Raw genomic sequence first — 17,556 nt, forward strand, 5'->3', positions numbered from 1 at the left:
AAATGGCGGAACAAAAAGAAATAGTGATTACCGAAGTTTGCCCAAGAGATGGGTTTCAAAGTCTTCCGATAATACCAACCGGAGTTAAAGTTGAAATTATTAATGCTATCTTAGCATGTGGTTTTAAACAATTAGAGGTCACTTCTTTTGTTCATCCTAAAGCAGTTCCACAGTTAAGTGATGCTGACGAAGTTTTAATGAAAATTAATCGTCCAGAAAATGTAATATTACGGGCACTCATTCCTAACTTACGCGGGTTAGAACGAGCTATATACGCCCAAGTGGATAAAGTTAAGGTTATGTTGTCTGCTACTGATTCCCATAGCATTAACAATGCCAATTCTAAAACATTCGATGCTATGAGAGAATTTGCACCTCTTGTTAAAAGAGCAAAAGAAACAAATATGCATATTGGTGGATCAATTTCAGTCGCTTTTGGCTGTCCTTATGAAGGCATAGTTCCAATGGAGCGCCTTATTGAAATATGCAAACGATATGAACAGTTAGGTATTACTGAAATTTCTTTGGCTGACACAACAGGAATGGCTAATCCAGTAAGTGTTAAACGTGTTATTAGCAATGTGAGAGATAAATTTCCGGATTTCCGCTTTTCTCTGCATCTTCACAATACAAGAGGCATGGCCTTCGCAAACGCGGTAGCTGGCTTTGATGAAGGAATTAGAGATTTTGACAGTTCCATAGGTGGCTTTGGGGGATGTCCATATGCACCAAATGCAAGTGGTAATATATCCACGGAAGATCTTGTTCACGGATTCGAGGAAATGGGGATTAATACTAATTTAAATATTGATAAGATTATTGAAGTAGCTAAAGATTTACAAAAACGGTTTCCGGAGTATTCAGATAGTTTTATTCTAAAAGCCGGGAAGATTTCAGATCTACATTTAGCTCCCCCTGGCCAAGTAAAATTAGGTGAATAATTTTAAATGGAACCACCTTTTCACATGAATGAACTTCGTCAATTTTGGGGAAGGAGAAGGACAGAGATCATCCTAATATGTTGGAAAAATGTCTATTCAACAGACGTGCTCATTTAATATTTAACGTAAAGAAGTAGGTCGAACAAAATCATTTGTCCGGCCTACTTCTTTATATGTACATCTTCTTCTATTATATTGAAAACTCCATTCCTTCCTCCGCGATATGAAAGCCCTTAAGCTCAATCTCATTTCGAATTGTATTATCAGCATCGAGAACGGGATTCGAGTGATTAAGATGAATGAAATAAATTTCAGTTTGTTCAACTAAATTTTGTAATCGATTCATAGTTTCTGTCATAAGCGGGTGAGGGATTTCTCGATAATCACGGCCAATATTTTCAAGGTCTTTAGCGGAATGGAAAGTGCCATCAAGTAAACAAATATCAGCTTTTTCACACTCTTTATAAATATCCTTGTCCCATTGTTCCCATCGATCGATATCCGGGATGTAAAGAACTTTCTTCTTCGTTCCTTCAATCCAATAAGCAAAAGTCTCTGAAAATTCATTTCTATGAGGGACATTAACAGGTGTGACCTTGGCATGAGGCGAAACCCGAATCGCTTGTCCATCGCTAATTTCTTGCACATCAATATTATGAAGTTTTGTTAGTTGGCTCCAAGGTGCTTGTTCTTCTAACATTTTCTTCATTTTGGTTCCTGCCATGACAGGAACCATGTTTGCACCAATTGCTTCTTTTCCTAAAAACAATAATCCTGGATAATGGCCTAAATGGGCATGAGTCAAAAAAATGCTCGCCATTAGTTGACCTTGCATCTTGTGTTTAATTTGTAGTCTTACCATTTGCTCTTTTAAATCTGGTGTTGCGTCAACCAAATGCCAAGCCCTTTCTTCGGGTATTACTATTGCTAATGAAGCTGCAGAACGTCTTAACTCTGGATTGCTGATTGCATTTGTACAGTTTTTACAAAAACAATTCGGTTGCGGAAGACCTGCGTCTTGTGCTGTTCCTAATATATGTAAAATCATTTCACTCATTATGATATTTCTCCTTTAGTATTTATTTCATTATAATTCTTCTTAGTAATAGTCCAGCCAGTGAAACCAAAAATGATATTGATGAGCGGGACGAGAAATGCGAAGAAAGCTAATGGGATGAATTCACCTGGGCTGACATTAAGAAGGTCCGCGGCAAAAATGACAGGAACACTCCATGGGACTAAGTTAATCCCAACTGTGCCCGCTGCTTCAACACATCTCGAAAGATTTTTTGTGTCAATCCCCATCTTTTTGTATGTTTTGACAAATGTTCTTGCCGGTAAAATAATTGCTAAAAACTGTGCACCACTTGCAAATGCAACTGCAAAAGTTGAAAAGATTGTCGAGCTGATCAATGTTCCACTTGAGCGTACATTTTGCATCATACTTCTTGTTAACACTTCGAAAGAGCCAGTTTCTTCTAAAATTCCCCCAAGCGATGTCGCGATGATTAACAGTCCAATTGTTGGTAACATGGACATGAGACCACCACGATTAAGCAGCGAATCCACTATAGCTACACCCGAGTCCACTGAAAATCCACTCGTCATTACTTTAACAATCGAGGAGAATGTAACCCCTTGAACTAACACCGCTAGTGCCGCACCTAAAAACCCTACAATTGCTAAAGCTGGAATCGCAGGTACACGTTTCATCATTAATAAGATCGTGAAAACTGGCATGAGTAATAACAGTGGGTGTATTACAAATGAGCTTTCCAGTCCTTTAATAATCAAATCAACTTCACTAGTATCAGCAGTATTGTATGCTAGGGTATAATTACCTATTAACCAATATATGAAAATTGAAATGATAAATGCGGGAATCGTGTCCCAGAGCATATGCTTAATATGACTAAACAAATCTGTTTCTGCCATGGCAGGAGCAATATTAGTTGTATCGGAAAAAGGCGATAATTTATCACCAAAATACGCTCCTGAAATGACGGCACCTGCAATTAGCCCCGGAGCAAAACCAAGTCCTTCTCCAATCGCCATAAAAGCAAGCCCAACAGTAGCAATTGAAGTGAACGAACTTCCTAATGTTATTGATACAATTCCAGTTATTATAGCAACAAGTGGTACAAATAGTGACGGTTCTATTATAGATAGGCCATAGTAAATCATCGTAGGGATAACTCCACTTGCAATCCAAGTTCCAACAATAATTCCGATAATAAGTAAAATAAAAACAGCGGGTAATGCACGTGATACCCCATTGACCATCATTTTTTCTACTTCATGCCAACTCCAACCAGAAATAAGAGCAATGATGGAAGCAACGATGACTCCAATCATTAACGGAATATGCATTCCAGCTTTCCAAAAAAATATAGATGAAGCAGCCGAGATAATTAATGTAAGTATTGGGATAACTGACATTAAAAAAGATAGTTCCTTTTTCATTTATTGCATCTCCTTAAACCTTTATATTGGATTTGTATTTATTCAAATATGGATGATGTGTTTTGCCCACCATGTTTAGTAGGTGGTTACATTTCATCAAACTTACTTAAATGACCGCTGAGTTAGGTTAGGGAAAAATGAATACAAAAAACTCCTACTATCCCTTAGAAAGGGACGAAGGAGTTCTCCGCGTTACCACCCTAATTGATGATCCGTTTTTGGTCAGTTCATCCACTTCATTCGTAGTTTGAGAATAACTGATGGCGTTCTTCATATATATTACTGCCTGAATTCTCACCACTCATTCAGTCTCTAGTTGCTGCACGCAATATAATTACTTAAACATCTCTCAAATATATTAAATTTTGACTATTCTCTATTTTACGATAGTTTGTGAAATTTATAATATCATATTCAGATTAAAAGATAAAGGTATTTATGGATGTAAAAAAATAAGGCTCAAGCTGATATCGATTGCCTTTTTCAATTAACGGAATGCTTTACTTGAAGATCATTGAGTTGCATATTCGGTTCGTTTTTTTTTATTGAAATATAACGTAAGTAGAAAAAATCCCTGCTTTCAATATAAAGTAGGGATTTTGCGTTTAAATAAACTTAGAGATATGTGAAAAATAGGGGGTCTTAATGAAGAAACCCTCCCGAACCCCACTGTTGGTTTGTTGTCTCCATACATTTGACATTAACAAAATAAATTCCTCCAAAAACAGAGGAATTATTTCCAGATTACTAGAAAGAGTATACATAGAAAAATAATTAAGTCACTAACGTATGCAGTTTAGTTGAACAAGAAGAAAAGAAAGAGGTAATTATTACAAATTTTCCGCAATAATATATGTAATCAGAGGTGAGTATAATTGAATAAAGTTAAACAGGATACAAAGTTAGATTTAGAACGTATTGTTTTTATTGGGAGAACCTTTGAAGAGTATTTGGATATATTCTCGCTTTCAGAGGAAGAACTAAAAGGAAAGAAAATGCTTGATTGTCCAGCAGGAGCTTGTTCATTTACTGCAGTGGGTAACAAATCTGGTTTAGATGTAACGGCTTGCGACATTGCCTATTATCATTCGGGCGAAGACTTAAAAAATAAAGGTCTCCAGGATATTGAACACGCAATGCACAATATGGAAAAAGCAAAAAGTAATTATATATGGGATTATTTCGAAGATGTTGAAGGTCTTAGAAAACATCGTTTAAGAGCCCTGCAAAATTGTGCCAACGATATGAGGGAATTCAGCGAAAGATATATTCCCGTCATTTTGCCATCATTACCATTTAAAAATGAAGAATTTGACATTGTTCTCTCGGCACATTTTTTATTTATGTATGCGGACAGATTGAATTATCAATTTCATATCGAAACACTAAATGAGTTATTGAGGGTTACGAAAGAGGAAGTTCGTATTTTCCCTTTGGTCGATTTAGAGGGAGAAAGATATGAGCATTTAGATAAAATAATAAGTTACATGACTGATGTCGGCTGTACAGTGGAAGAAGTTAAAGTAACATATGAATTTCAGAAAAATGCAAACTCGATGTTGAAAATAAAAAAAGATTAGTAAAGATAGAGGAATGTGAAGGCGTTGTCCCTATCCCTAGTGAGCTAACTGGGTGCGTTAAATTTAAAAAGTACTTCTAATAGATTGATATAACTATTAAGTATTGGAGTGTTTACATTGATAAAATTTTTTTGAATATAACTGGCAAGTAAGAGACGAATGGTTTGAGTGGTGTAATCAACTATCCAATAAAGAGTTGATAAAAGACCGGATTGGAGGAGTAGGAAGTATATTATATACCCTTTTTCACATTATTGATGTTGAATATAGTTGGATTCGTGGCATACAAGGTAAAGAAGATGTGGTAGTTGAGTTTGCCGAATATGATACACCTGAGAAGGTTAAACATCTTTCAGATACACTCCGAAATGAAATAAATGAATTTCTAAAAATAAATTTAGATGAATTTAAAAAGAAAGTTGTATGTGTTCCCTGGGATGAAGGTAGTTTTACTGTTGAGGAAATATTACATCATATAATTGCTCATGAGATTCACCACATTGGTCAACTCTCTGTATGGTCAAGAGAATTAAAACTCGCCCCCGTACACTCTAACTTTATTGGAAGAAAGTTCAGTTCGATTCATTCATATTAACTAAAGAAGCAAATTAGTCCAATTAAATTGGGCTTTTAATACGTAATATATTAATACGAAGGAGTCTTATTTACAAAATGAAAAAATCATCTAGTGATATTTATGAGGAAATTAAAGAAACCGTTGAATCCCTTTTCAATTTGAAACTCCGTAATGAAGTTCCGCTTCAGTTAGGTCTACTAAATCTTAAATGGAAGGTTGAATCTGACGGTGGGGAATATGTAATAAAGCAATTTAGTAGAGAAAGGTACGAAAGATTTGACATAGGGGAAGTAGCAATTGAACAAGAAGTCGCACTTAGAGAACAGTTAAGACAATATTATAAAGGTACCCCTTGTCCAAGAATATTAACATGCAATGATAAAGTTATACATATGACACGAAATGAAGAAAGATTTACTATTATGACCTATTTACCTGGTGAAAATTTATTGCCTGGTACTTTAAATGAAGCACAAATGTTTAGCTTTGGTCAAAGAACAGGACAAATGCATAACATTTTTAATGATGGCACTAATGAGAAAGGTGTTCCAAAGTTTATTCCCCCATCTACCGAACAACGCCTACAATATTGGGAAATATTGAAAGAAGAGAATAATGATAATCTGCTATTAATTAATAGTATTGAACAACAGATTTTGGCAACTAAAGAGTTTAATCTTGATGAGTTAAATGAATATGAATCGGGTTGGACTCATAGGGACTTGTGGGTAGATAATGTATTATTTAATAGTAACGAATTGTCTGCGATTCTTGATTTTGATCGAGTTGCTTATGATTATTTGGAATTGGATATTGCTAGAGCAATTATGTCAGGAGCATTAATGGGAAATGTTCTTAATTTAGCTGCAGCTAAATCTTTTTTAAATGGATATAGAACTAGAAGGAATTTCGAAAAAGGGGCTTTGGTACGTTCCCTAAAATTATTATGGTATTTAGAGAGCACCTGGTGGATAACCCCTAAAATCAATCATAATAGATATCAGGAAATTCAATTTTATAATGAAATGGTCTGGTTAGGTGCAAATTTCCCAAATCTTGAAAAATTATTTGGAGATTATTAAGAATATCTAAATGGTTGCAGAGACGTTATGAGTTCTTTGCTTGAAGGATCTTATATGGGATTTAACTTAATTCTTTTTGTTCAACAAACAATGATTCAGTTAAAAAAAAAGAATAGATTATTTAAATCAAATCAGGGGTGAAATTTTTGAAACTTAGACAAATGGCTGTTGCTTTCCTTTTAAATGAGGAACAAGAAGTTTTATTTCTTCAAAAAAAGCAAAAAAACACATTTCTCGCAGGCTTTTTAGTTCCAATTGGTGGTCATATAAAAGACGATGAAATAAATGAACCTCAAAAAGCCTGTTTCAGAGAGATTGAAGAAGAAACGGGTTTAAAGAAAGAATGCATAGACAATCTTACACTTAAATATATTGTGCTTAGGTTAAAGGACAATCATGAAATTCGAATACAATATGTTTTCGTTGGACATGCTTCAAAAAATTCTACTTTAATTGAGAGTGAGGAAGGATCGCTTTCTTGGATTGGTTACAATGGTATTCTTCTGAACGATAATGTATCAGCTACTAGCAAAGAAATAGTTAAACATTATGACCAGGTAGGCAAGTACAATGAAAAAGTATATGTAGGTTCGATGAAATCTTTAAAAGGAAACCCTGAAGTTACTTGGGGACTTTTGGAGGATTGGGAGTTACCGATTTTCACCTAAAGGGTGCGATTCTTTCTGCGGGGGCGTTTCTTTTTTTAGTTTTGGTGTTGTACATAATAATTAGTTTTTTACAATTTGTAATAATTCAGTTATTAGCCTTTTATAGAAACTTTAAATAAGTTAATTTATGCTTCAGAATCTTTGTTGGCACGGTAATGATTTATTTTTATTTGAAGCAAATAACAGCGATGGATTAAAACTTGTAAATGTCCTGTTAAAAAACGCCGCAATAAGTAAAACGGTTATCTTTAAGGAATTACCTCCTAAAAGATAAGCCGTTTTTTTATGAGAAATATTAACTGGATGTATTAAAAAAGAGAGATCTGTTAACACTGCTACTGTAAACTTGGAGCTCTTTTGCAAGGCGAAACAGAGACAAGAGGCCGATATGAAGAAAACCTCAGTACTTTAGCGGATGCCATATATTTGAATGTTTTTAGCATCGTAAAGGATTGTATCTGTACTGAGCACAGCTAGGCATTCTTTTTGCTTGTTGCGGTTTTGTACGAACACGACTCTCACTTCGAATCCGTTTTTCGTCCTTGTAATCATGGAACCATGGTTTAGACCAGTTTTTTCGGTGCGAAACATGAGTCAATAAATATATCTAAAAGGGGACTATTATTATGAGCGGCTTTAACGAAGTATTAGCAAGAAATACGGAAAATGCTCCAAACGGTAAAGGTCTATATTCACAAACTGTAGCTTTCTCTCATTACAATAATCTTTCAGCTCAATTACCTATCGATCCAAAATCCGGTAAATTGGTTGCTGGTGGTATAAAAGAACAGGCTGAACAGTGCTTTAAAAATATTAAGGCAATTGTAGAAAGCATTGATCATGTTATGAGCGATGTTGTTAGAATTACTGTTTTCGTTAAGAATATCAAAGATGTTGACGCTGTAGACGCAGTTTATAAAACATTCTTCCCAACCTATGTTCCTGCGCGGACAACTGTTGCAGTTGCTGCTTTACCTATGGATGCTTTGGTGCAAATTGAAGCACTTGTTACAAACGGTGAAGGTACCATTCCAAATGCACCACAAGCTGGCGATCTCATAAAACTTACAAATAACACGGCAAATGCACCAACATGTACCTTATCTACACAAACCGTATCTTTCTCACATTACAATAATCTTTCAGCTCAATTACCAATATGTCCTGAAACTGGTAGAATAGTAACTGACTGTGTAAAACAGCAGGCTAGACAGTGTTTAAAAAATATCAAGACCATTTTAGAAAGTATTGATGTTCCTTTTGACGATATTGTTAAAATTAATATCTTCCTTAAAAACCTCTCAGATATTGAAGCCGTAAATGAGGTTTATAAAACATTTTTCCCAGACTCGGCTATCGCGAGGGCCGCAACATATCTCCCTGCACGGACAACAGTTGCAGCTTCAGCTTTGCCTATGGATGCTTTAGTACAAATTGAAGCAGTGGTGTCACACGGAGATGGCACACCTCCACAAGCTATTGAAGACAGGCATGGAATCGTTATATGGGCAAACAACACTGAAAATGCACCAAAGTGTTCTCATTCTACACAAACTGTAGCGTTTTCTCATTACAATCACATTTCAGCTCAATTACCTTTGGACCCAAAAACTGGTGAAATGGTAGCTGGCGGTGCAAAAGAGCAGGCTGGACAGTGCTTAAAAAATATTAAGGCAATTGTAGAAAGTATTAATCACGTTATGGAAGATGTAGTTAAAGTGAATATCTTCCTCAAAAATATTGCAGATATGGATGCTGTAGACGAAGCTTACAAAACATTCTTCCCAGGCGGTGTTCCTGCACGAAGAACAGTTGGCGTATCAGCTATACTTAAAGATGCTTTAGTCCAAATCGATGCTGTTGTATCAAACGCTGAAGGAACACCTCCAAAAGCATAACGGTATTTATTTGAAAATACAGGAACTATCAAAGTTACTTGGTAATGTTGATGGTGAATTCTAAATCGCATATCCTATTCATAAAAAGGGGCTGTCTCAAATGAAAATTGGGGCAGCTTCTTTTTGACATTAGCAGATGGAAAAGTATCGAGAGTTGCCGATTATGGCAGAAATTTCGAAATGGCTGCTATATGATACCTGTGCCATCGCACAATGGGGTAATATATATTCTAAAATCGAGTCAAAGTTTTTTGTTGGATAATTATTCTAATTTTACTATATAATTGTGAAAGTTATGTATTTAAACTTACGCGGTAGTATAGTGAAAGGAGGGGATCTTCAATTGAGGGGGAAAATACTTATCGTAGATGATAATGAAGACATTATTTCTTTCTTAAAACCAGCACTAGAAGTAGAGGGTTATATTGTAGACTATGCTTTAAATGGAAAAGAAGCTTTAGGTAAAACAAAGGAAGAATTTGATATCATATTATTAGATGTTGGACTTCCTGATATAGATGGCTTCACAGTTTGTGAAGAAATTAAACAAGTTAACTCCTGTCCGGTTATTTTTTTAACAGCAAAGGGTCTTGAGCAAGAAAGAGTTAAGGGTTTCTTAGTAGGGGGAGTTGATTATATTGTCAAACCTTTTTCTTTGAAAGAGCTGATGCTCAGGGTAAAAGTACATATCAATCAATTAGATCGAAAATATGAAAGAACATTCATTAAATCAGGGGAAGTTGAAGTTGATATTTCAGCGAAGAGTATTAAGATAAACGAACAACTAATTGACTTTACGAAAAAAGAATATCAAATTATAGAACTTCTATCTACTCATCCAGGGCAAGTGTTTTCTAAAGAAAAAATCTTCGAATTAATCTGGGGATATACTAGCGATAGTGATATTAATACTATCACTGAGCATATCAGAAGAATTCGTTCTAAAATTTCCACGAATACATCCTTTGATAACTGTTATATAAAAACGGTATGGGGGGTCGGATATAAATGGGAAGATTGAAATACATAAATAGAAATTTAAAGTTAAAAACGCAGTTTCTTCTGTTTTTCATATTAAGTGCTTTCTTAGCTGCTTTCCTTAGTATCATAGTTCTCTTAATTTGTATTATCTTATTTCATGATCTCAAACAAGTCAACGAAATAAAGGATTATGTTGAAATAAATGCTGAGAATGTTTTGAATCAGAACTATCAAAAAGAACTGAAAAGTAGGATACCAGACGACTTTGATTATTGGATTTTTTTAACTGAAGATAATATATCTTATACCTCCACGTCTAATTCCATGCCTACTGAACTATCTAATATTATACAAAATCGCCCGACAGAGGAGGTTAATATAGTAACAGATGAAAATCATATAATTTCTTATATACCAATACACAGTGAAAATATAGATGGTGCCTTTATATTAAAGTATAAAAACAAGTTATTTCTTAATTCGAAATTTATTAATAAGATGATTAATAAAACAAGCTATACAGCTTTTTTTAATCTGTTTGTATTTTTCCCCATATTGATACTTTGCCCTTTTATCACAGCATTTATCTTTTCTTTATTGTTTGCTAGGGGCATTAATAAGCCTTTAAAAGAAGTAATTAAAGCAAGTGAAACAATTAAACAAGGTAGATTAGATTTTGCAATCAATACCTCTTACAACAATGAAATAGGACAAGTATTAAAATCGTTTGACGATATGAGAAAAACTCTCCAAGAGTCATTAAAAAAACAATGGACGATGGAAGAACAACGTAAAGACATGATTCTCTCTCTAACACATAATATTAAAACACCAGTAACCATTATTAATGGCCACTTAGAATTAATATCTAGTTATGAACAAAGTTTAACAAGTAAACAAAAAAAAGAATCTATGGACATTATAGTTCATAATGCTGATAGAATACGGGTTATGATTAATCAGTTAAACGAGATTTGGGACTTGGAAAGAACCAATTTTTCATTGTTTATTCAAGATGTATCTTTAAGTAAGTTTACAAAGAAAATAAAAGATAACTTTGATCAAATTTGTTCAAAGGAAAATATTTCGTTTAAAATCGTATCATCTATTCATGAAGAAGATACGTTCAGCTTTGATCCTATAAGAATGAATGAAGTATTTGAAAATATTATATCAAATTCGATTAAATTTACTAATAATGGTGAAATAAAATTTGATATAAAGGAAGAAGAGGCTGGCATATCTTTTGAAATTTCTGACACTGGAAATGGGTTTAATGAGGAGGAGCTTGAATACATATTCAATAAAGATTATAAAGGTGATGAAGGAATTAAGTCTACCAATAGTTCAGGGCTTGGTCTCTATATTTGTAAGCTCATTGTAGAAAAACACAATGGAAAGATTAAAGGCTTTAATAATTGTTTGGGTGGTGCGAGTATCGAAATTTTCTTACCACGATCATTAAGGAATAAAACTAAAATACAAACTCCACATACCTATGATTAATAGATTAATTTGATGCCTTATTTATTAACAAACACCCCAATAACGAAAATTAGGGGTGTTTGTCATTATTAGAAGATGCAACTATTATCGTTTTTGAAAGTACTTAGCCAACACTACGGAAACAAAGGTAGGCTCTTTATACAATACTACCTATTCGTTTGTTCCACATCCATAAAGATACACCGAATATTAATAAGGTAACTAGTATAAATATCAACATATTTATAAGTTCGTATGTTCCTCCTATGATAGAATAAGCAACATCTGGTGTATTAAATAGAATGTTTTGTAAAGGTAAGGATATATACATACCTCCAATCATTAGTGCTATGCTTCCAAAGAAGGATAGTATTGTTTTTTTGAAAGCAATACTTAATATTGAAATTATAGGGAGAACAGCTACATGCACCATTAAAATAATTAAATAGAATTTTAAATTATAAATCATAGAATCAAAAAGGTTTAGTTTTTCATTAATATTGTAATAACTTGTGAATTCTACATGAGGCAGGAATAGATTCCCAATCAAGAAATTAATAAGAAATACGCATAAGAGCATACTCATATATGTCAGAACTAAAACAATCCACTTACCTACTAAAAGCTTCCATTTTTTGAACGGTCTAAGTAGAATCATTTTGTACCCGCCAGAATCGATTTCGGAACTTAAAGATTCGCTAAAAAATAGTGGTAATATAATAAAAAGAACTAAAAAATTATATTCGAGCATTTGAGTTACTGGGTAATTAAGATTGTTTAATGAGTATTTTACTCCATTAACAATATAATAGTCTGTACCCCAACGTTGTTGAAAAAAGTAGAAAATTAAAACTGGAAATAAAGCAGTAATTAGGAATATGATTTTTGTGCTTTTTTTCGAGAATATTCTCCCGAATTCTGATAAAATAATTCTTAGCATAATACAGTCCTCCTTTATTCTAAATAATTTTTATTCGTAAAAGCTAAATACGATAATGATTTGAAAATTAAATACATGAAAATTAAGCTATACAAAAAAACATCTGTAATTCCAGAAGCAAAATAAGCTACTCCTTTTGCTTGGACAAACACAAAAGATAATGAATTATATTTTAGTACCAGCGGGTCGCTAACTGGATAGTTTTTAAAAAGGAAAGAAACGTAAGAAATATAAATAAAATTAAGAAATACAAAACCTAAACTTAGGCCTAAAACACCTGCTATCGATCTGGATTTAATAGATAAAAATTCAATAATACTCCCGAAAGTTAACAGACTAAAATATGCTAAAAAGTAGTATTTTATAGAAAAGAATACGACGTCACTTATCCCGTATAGTCCTTCTTTAAAATATAAAGGTGAAGTACTAGTTTTAGGAAGAACTATTAAAGCAATAAGTAATGAAATTATAAGGTGAATTATTATTGTCAAAAGAATATTTAGACTCATTACTAAGGATTTTGCGATATATAATTTTCTTATAGAAATCCCCCTCATGAATGTCATTCTTAAATAACCTTTTCTATATTCTTCATGGAAGCTTAAAATACAAAATGTTATTACAATTGCATTAAAAGCCGTTAAAAGCATTTCTTGTAAACTAGTTATGTGAAAATTAAGACTTGAATTGAATACAATATCTGTCATATCTGCTGTTTTATTAGATTGTAAAGCAAATTTCAATGATAATAAATTAACAATTAGTATTGCAATAAGACAGACAATATTTATCTTTTTAAACCAAAACTTTTCAAACTCATATATAAATAATGATCTAAACATTAAAACAGTCCTTTGTTGTAAATGTATTAAAGATTTTTGGGTTTTTTCATTACTTATCATCTGACAAAAAAGGGAATTATCCCATAAAGTCTAAAAAAACATCTTCTAAGTCTTTTTCCTTTTCTTTATCCTTTAGTAAACTATCAGCGTCTCCAATCCATTTAATACATCCCTCTTTAATAAATATATATTTATTGCAAATCTTTTGAAGCTCATCAAGAAGATGACTAGAGATAAAAAAAGTAATATCGAACTCTTTTGCAAGATTGAGTATTAATTCACGTAATTCCTTCATACCAATGGGGTCAAGCCCATTAGAAGGTTCATCTAAAATAACAATGGACGGATTGTTTAGTAGCGACTGTGCAATACCTAATCTTTGTTTCATTCCTAAAGAATAATTTTTTACCAAATCGTTGCCCCTATCTTTAAGTCCAACTAGTTCTAATACTTCTTCAACTTTTTTAAATTGTTCTTTACGATCCATTCCAATATTTAATCTTGCAAGATTTCTAAGATTTTTTCTTCCTGTTATATATTCAAAAAACACCGGGACTTCTATTATTGCACCAACTTCAAACAGCGCTTTTTCTCTATCCCTTTGAATATTAATTCCATTTATTAAAATTTCTCCTTCACTAGGTTTTATTAGTCCAGTGGCCATTTTCATTAGTGTAGTTTTACCGGCTCCATTCGGCCCGATAAACCCACATATATCTCCTTTCATAACATTAAAAGTCATATTTTGAATAACCTTTCGTTTGTTTAAAGTTTTACTTACATTTTGAACCTCTATCATGCTTTTCAATTTAAATCTCTCTCCTTCTTAAAAGATTTTTAGGATCTAACAATGCACATCCCTTCGTATAACTATAAAAACATAAAGTTATCAACTTTTTATCAACTATTTAAAATTTATTTTCTTAACAAGCAATCGATTCGATACTCCTCAAAGATAGTAAATAGTAGCTTTATTGGTTCAAATTTAGAAAAAAATTTATAAGCAAAAATATCAACAGTTGTGATCATTAGTTTGAAAACTCCTCATTTAATCAACTATAAGAATGAGTGGATATTTAGGTTTAAACACATACCTGATTTCAGATGCTACAGCAGCCTTTAGTTTGAAGGACCAAAATGATTAATATTTAGATGCAGAAGATATACATAATATCAAGCGTGTTGATTCACCTTTTTTTGTTACTTATAGTTTTAGAAAACGTTGATTTCCGCTACGGTTGACTCGCTTTCCGCAGGCACGGCTTCAACTAATTTATTTCGGCTAGAACCGAAATAAATGGATTTTCAGCTCGTGCTGTTCCTGCTCCTGCGGTTACTCGTCGCAAATTACTTTGCAGGAGTCGAGTCACCTTCGCTCCAATCAACTAGAAAGTGTCTTTTATTGTTTATTCTAATAGAGAAATCACGCTTTTCATTTACGAATATTTGGATAATCAACACACCTGGTACCTAACGGAAAAGAATTGATTGATTCAATAATGATTACCATAAGTACATAGGTTGTATAAAAATACATGACAATTACATCGGAGTTATGGCCAACAACCCTAGCTTCGATTGGCATTTAACTAACTTAAATGAGTATTTACATCTGACACCGACTTCACCAAAGGAAACCAAGGGGGTAAACCCTGTTCGGCAAGGAAGGTAATCTCATAATCATCTTCTTGATCGACTTGAACAACTTCAGGTTCACTATCTTTACCAAATGCTCGATAGTCTAATATCACGAGATAATGACAGGCTGAAAATGAATAGCATTTGGCTATGAATTATTTCACTAAGTTTTTACTGATATATGCAAGATTAAGCAGTATACTAATATAGTAATAAGGTTTACTTCAGTAATATAAGGTATATTATATTTGTTGAATAGATTCTCTTTATAGACAAGAAAAGTAGGTGAACAAAGTGGGGAAATATCAATTGGATACCAAAGGTCAGGTGGCTGTGGCAAAGTATCATGAAAAACACAAGCCTGCCAAATTTGATAAAAAGCAGCACCTTGAAAAAATACGTGCGGAGTATTTGAAAAAAAAACAAGAACAAACAGATAAATTATGAATGAAAGCATAGGAAGACTAAAATCTCCCTATGTTTTTATTATTCGAAGTTCTTTTGAAAAATTTAACAGGGTAGGACTTAGTCAATTCCTAAATCTACCCAGTAACATCTCTTTTGTTTTCACATATACACACACGTGGAGTCAGTTGTATTGCTAAACTAGAAATGGCCTTGAATTAAAGAATATCAAGGGTTTTAACTGAAGACAGAAGTGTTTTTTTAAGTTCCCGTAGACTATTGTTTACGGGAATTGTTTATATTGAAATGAAACGAGTAGCCAACGGAAAAGAATTGATTGAAAATATCACGCTTTATGAACTAATTGTAATAATTGAGAAGACTAATACTACAGAGAGTTTGAGTTAGACTACTGTAAAACCAAACTGATTCAATAATGGTTACCATAAGTACATAGGTTGTATAAAAATTGAAAAATGGAGAAAAATATAGTTGGAAAATAAGTGGTTAGGATAAAAATGAGGTGAGCCAATATTTGCACAGGATTAAGCATTCAATCTGAAGAGGGTAAGTGGTTTTTTGGAAGGAATATGGACATAGCATATTATTTCCGTCAAGCAGTTATGATTATTCCAAGAAACTATCAATATCAAGATAAAGTAACTGGTAATATAGTAACCAATAAGCGTGCTATTATTGGAATGGGGACGGTAATTGACAACCATCCTGTTCTAGCGGATGCTATGAATGAAGTTGGCTTAGCCTGCGCAGGATTAAATTTTGAAGGATATGCATATTTTGAGAAAGAACCGATTGAAGGAAAAAATAATATTGCACCATACGACTTTATACAATGGGTATTATCAAATCACGAAACAGTAGAAGAAGTTAAACAAGGAATTGAGCATTTAGAACTTGTGGATTGCCCAATCAATGACAAAACACCTGTTGCAATGCTTCACTGGATGATTGCAGATAAGACAGGCAAGGCGATTGTGGTAGAAAAGACAAAAAACCGCTTGGCTGTACATGACAATCTTATCGGAGTTATCGCCAACAACCCTACCTTTGATTGGCATTTAACTAACTTAAATGAATATTTACATCTGACACCGACTTCACCAAAAGAAACCAAATGGGGTGAGCGAACATTAAAAGCATTAGGCGTTGGAGCTGGAACATTAGGTATACCTGGTGACTTTGCTTCAGTTTCTAGATTTGTAAGGATTGCTTATATTCGCTCACATATGCCTAAAATTGAAGGAGACGGACAATCTATTGCACAATTTTTCCATATGTTGGATTATGTGAAAATGGTTAAAGGAGGGGTCCTTACAGATGAAGGGTTAGAAGATTTTACAACCTATTCTTCATGTATGGATCAAGAAAAAGGTGTTTATTATTATAAAACTTATGAAAATAATCGTATCAATGCGATAGATATGCATAAAGAACAACTAGAGGGGACAAATCTCAAAATTTTTAAATACCTTATAAACCAGGATATCAACTATCAGAATTAGATTCATTAATGTTGATAAAAGGGTTAGTTATAAGCGGATAGCAAAGTACCAGTACGAAAGAAGAAATAGCTTACAGGGTAATTACGACCAATTATCTTGTCACGTAAAAGCAGCTGACTTAAGTTAGCTTTAATAGGTGAGTACAGCGCCACATCGTAGTATGTTATTCTACCGTCAGCATTCATCACGTTATGAAGCGGTGGCTTGATTGGAGCTAGTATAACGATTAAGAACGAATTTCCGTTGAGAAATTCGTTTTTTATTTGCTATCTAAAAATAGGAATAAAGGTATTAGTGAGTGCTTTTCAGGAAGCGGAATTATACATCAAGCTTTAACAAATGAAAAGCTCAAAAATGGGGATTGAAAGACTTGTCCTTACTTTATGAGCGTAGATACTCAAGGGATTGAACCGCTGTATACGGAACCGTACGAACGTGTGGTTTGAGTGGTCGGCTAGCCAATTAATGGCTAGCCTCCTACTCGATACGAGAAAATGCCTTATATTAGAAGAATTGAATTACTGCTCAATAGG

General features: G+C 33.5%; 15 protein-coding genes and 2 pseudogenes. 12 read left to right on the forward strand and 5 right to left on the reverse strand.

Annotated elements, in window-relative coordinates; genetic code table 11:
• Positions 1-2 precede the first annotated feature (2 nt).
• Complete coding sequence (locus tag AAFN87_RS04635) at positions 3-941, forward strand: hydroxymethylglutaryl-CoA lyase (RefSeq protein ID WP_347789855.1); 939 nt, start codon at positions 3-5, stop codon at positions 939-941.
• Positions 942-1,131: 190 nt separating this feature from the next.
• On the opposite strand, the gene AAFN87_RS04640 is transcribed toward AAFN87_RS04635, so the two are convergent.
• Positions 1,132-1,998 (reverse strand): MBL fold metallo-hydrolase, encoded by an 867-nt coding sequence (locus AAFN87_RS04640; protein WP_347789856.1) that lies wholly within the window; start codon positions 1,996-1,998, stop codon positions 1,132-1,134.
• A complete protein-coding gene (nhaC, locus tag AAFN87_RS04645; RefSeq protein WP_347789857.1) occupies positions 1,998-3,404 on the reverse strand; it encodes a Na+/H+ antiporter NhaC in 1,407 nt (468 codons plus the stop codon). The genes AAFN87_RS04640 and nhaC overlap by 1 nt, the downstream gene beginning before the upstream one ends.
• 875 nt (positions 3,405-4,279) lie before the next feature.
• Between nhaC and AAFN87_RS04650 the strand changes: the two genes are divergently transcribed.
• The 7 genes and pseudogenes from AAFN87_RS04650 to AAFN87_RS04680 all read left to right on the forward strand — a co-directional run bounded on the left by AAFN87_RS04650 (position 4,280) and on the right by AAFN87_RS04680 (position 11,696).
• A complete protein-coding gene (locus tag AAFN87_RS04650; RefSeq protein WP_347789858.1) occupies positions 4,280-4,984 on the forward strand; it encodes an SAM-dependent methyltransferase in 705 nt (234 codons plus the stop codon).
• A 120-nt stretch (positions 4,985-5,104) separates the two neighbouring features.
• A pseudogene (locus tag AAFN87_RS04655) lies at positions 5,105-5,579 on the forward strand (DinB family protein).
• Positions 5,580-5,656: 77 nt separating this feature from the next.
• The gene (locus tag AAFN87_RS04660) at positions 5,657-6,643 is read left to right on the forward strand and encodes a phosphotransferase (RefSeq protein WP_347789859.1); all 987 of its coding nucleotides are present in this window, start codon (positions 5,657-5,659) and stop codon (positions 6,641-6,643) included.
• Positions 6,644-6,789: 146 nt separating this feature from the next.
• On the forward strand, positions 6,790-7,311 hold the full coding sequence (locus tag AAFN87_RS04665; protein ID WP_347789860.1) for an NUDIX domain-containing protein: 522 nt from the start codon (positions 6,790-6,792) through the stop codon (positions 7,309-7,311).
• 626 nt (positions 7,312-7,937) lie between these two features.
• Positions 7,938-9,209, forward strand: coding sequence for a RidA family protein (locus tag AAFN87_RS04670; protein WP_347789861.1), 1,272 nt, complete (start codon positions 7,938-7,940; stop codon positions 9,207-9,209).
• A 343-nt stretch (positions 9,210-9,552) separates the two neighbouring features.
• Positions 9,553-10,230: a response regulator transcription factor gene (locus AAFN87_RS04675; RefSeq protein WP_347789862.1), complete on the forward strand. Its 678-nt coding sequence runs from the start codon at positions 9,553-9,555 to the stop codon at positions 10,228-10,230.
• Positions 10,218-11,696 (forward strand): HAMP domain-containing sensor histidine kinase, encoded by a 1,479-nt coding sequence (locus tag AAFN87_RS04680; protein WP_347789863.1) that lies wholly within the window; start codon positions 10,218-10,220, stop codon positions 11,694-11,696. Before AAFN87_RS04675 ends, AAFN87_RS04680 begins: the two co-directional genes overlap by 13 nt.
• Before the next feature lie 136 nt (positions 11,697-11,832).
• Here the strand turns inward: AAFN87_RS04680 and AAFN87_RS04685 are convergent, their stop codons facing one another.
• The 3 genes from AAFN87_RS04685 to AAFN87_RS04695 all read right to left on the reverse strand — a co-directional run bounded on the left by AAFN87_RS04685 (position 11,833) and on the right by AAFN87_RS04695 (position 14,256).
• Positions 11,833-12,615 (reverse strand): ABC transporter permease, encoded by a 783-nt coding sequence (locus tag AAFN87_RS04685; RefSeq protein ID WP_347789864.1) that lies wholly within the window; start codon positions 12,613-12,615, stop codon positions 11,833-11,835.
• Positions 12,616-12,629: 14 nt separating this feature from the next.
• Entirely contained in the window at positions 12,630-13,457 is an 828-nt protein-coding gene (locus tag AAFN87_RS04690) for an ABC transporter permease (protein ID WP_347789865.1), read from the reverse strand.
• A gap of 76 nt (positions 13,458-13,533) precedes the next feature.
• The gene (locus AAFN87_RS04695; protein ID WP_347789959.1) at positions 13,534-14,256 is read right to left on the reverse strand and encodes an ABC transporter ATP-binding protein; all 723 of its coding nucleotides are present in this window, start codon (positions 14,254-14,256) and stop codon (positions 13,534-13,536) included.
• 150 nt (positions 14,257-14,406) lie between these two features.
• Between AAFN87_RS04695 and AAFN87_RS04700 the strand changes: the two are divergent.
• From AAFN87_RS04700 to bsh, 4 genes and pseudogenes are all read left to right on the forward strand, one after another.
• Positions 14,407-14,599 (forward strand): annotated as a pseudogene (locus AAFN87_RS04700) (cysteine hydrolase family protein); the annotation flags it as partial.
• 389 nt (positions 14,600-14,988) lie between these two features.
• Positions 14,989-15,129: a linear amide C-N hydrolase gene (locus AAFN87_RS20025; protein WP_481886447.1), complete on the forward strand. Its 141-nt coding sequence runs from the start codon at positions 14,989-14,991 to the stop codon at positions 15,127-15,129.
• 260 nt (positions 15,130-15,389) lie between these two features.
• The gene (locus AAFN87_RS04710) at positions 15,390-15,542 is read left to right on the forward strand and encodes a hypothetical protein (RefSeq protein ID WP_347789866.1); all 153 of its coding nucleotides are present in this window, start codon (positions 15,390-15,392) and stop codon (positions 15,540-15,542) included.
• A 491-nt stretch (positions 15,543-16,033) separates the two neighbouring features.
• Positions 16,034-17,023, forward strand: coding sequence for a choloylglycine hydrolase (gene bsh, locus AAFN87_RS04715; RefSeq protein WP_347789960.1), 990 nt, complete (start codon positions 16,034-16,036; stop codon positions 17,021-17,023).
• Positions 17,024-17,556: the final 533 nt, after the last annotated feature.

Source organism: Solibacillus sp. CAU 1738 (genome assembly GCF_039888725.1).
In the GTDB taxonomy this organism is placed as follows: domain Bacteria; phylum Bacillota; class Bacilli; order Bacillales_A; family Planococcaceae; genus Metasolibacillus.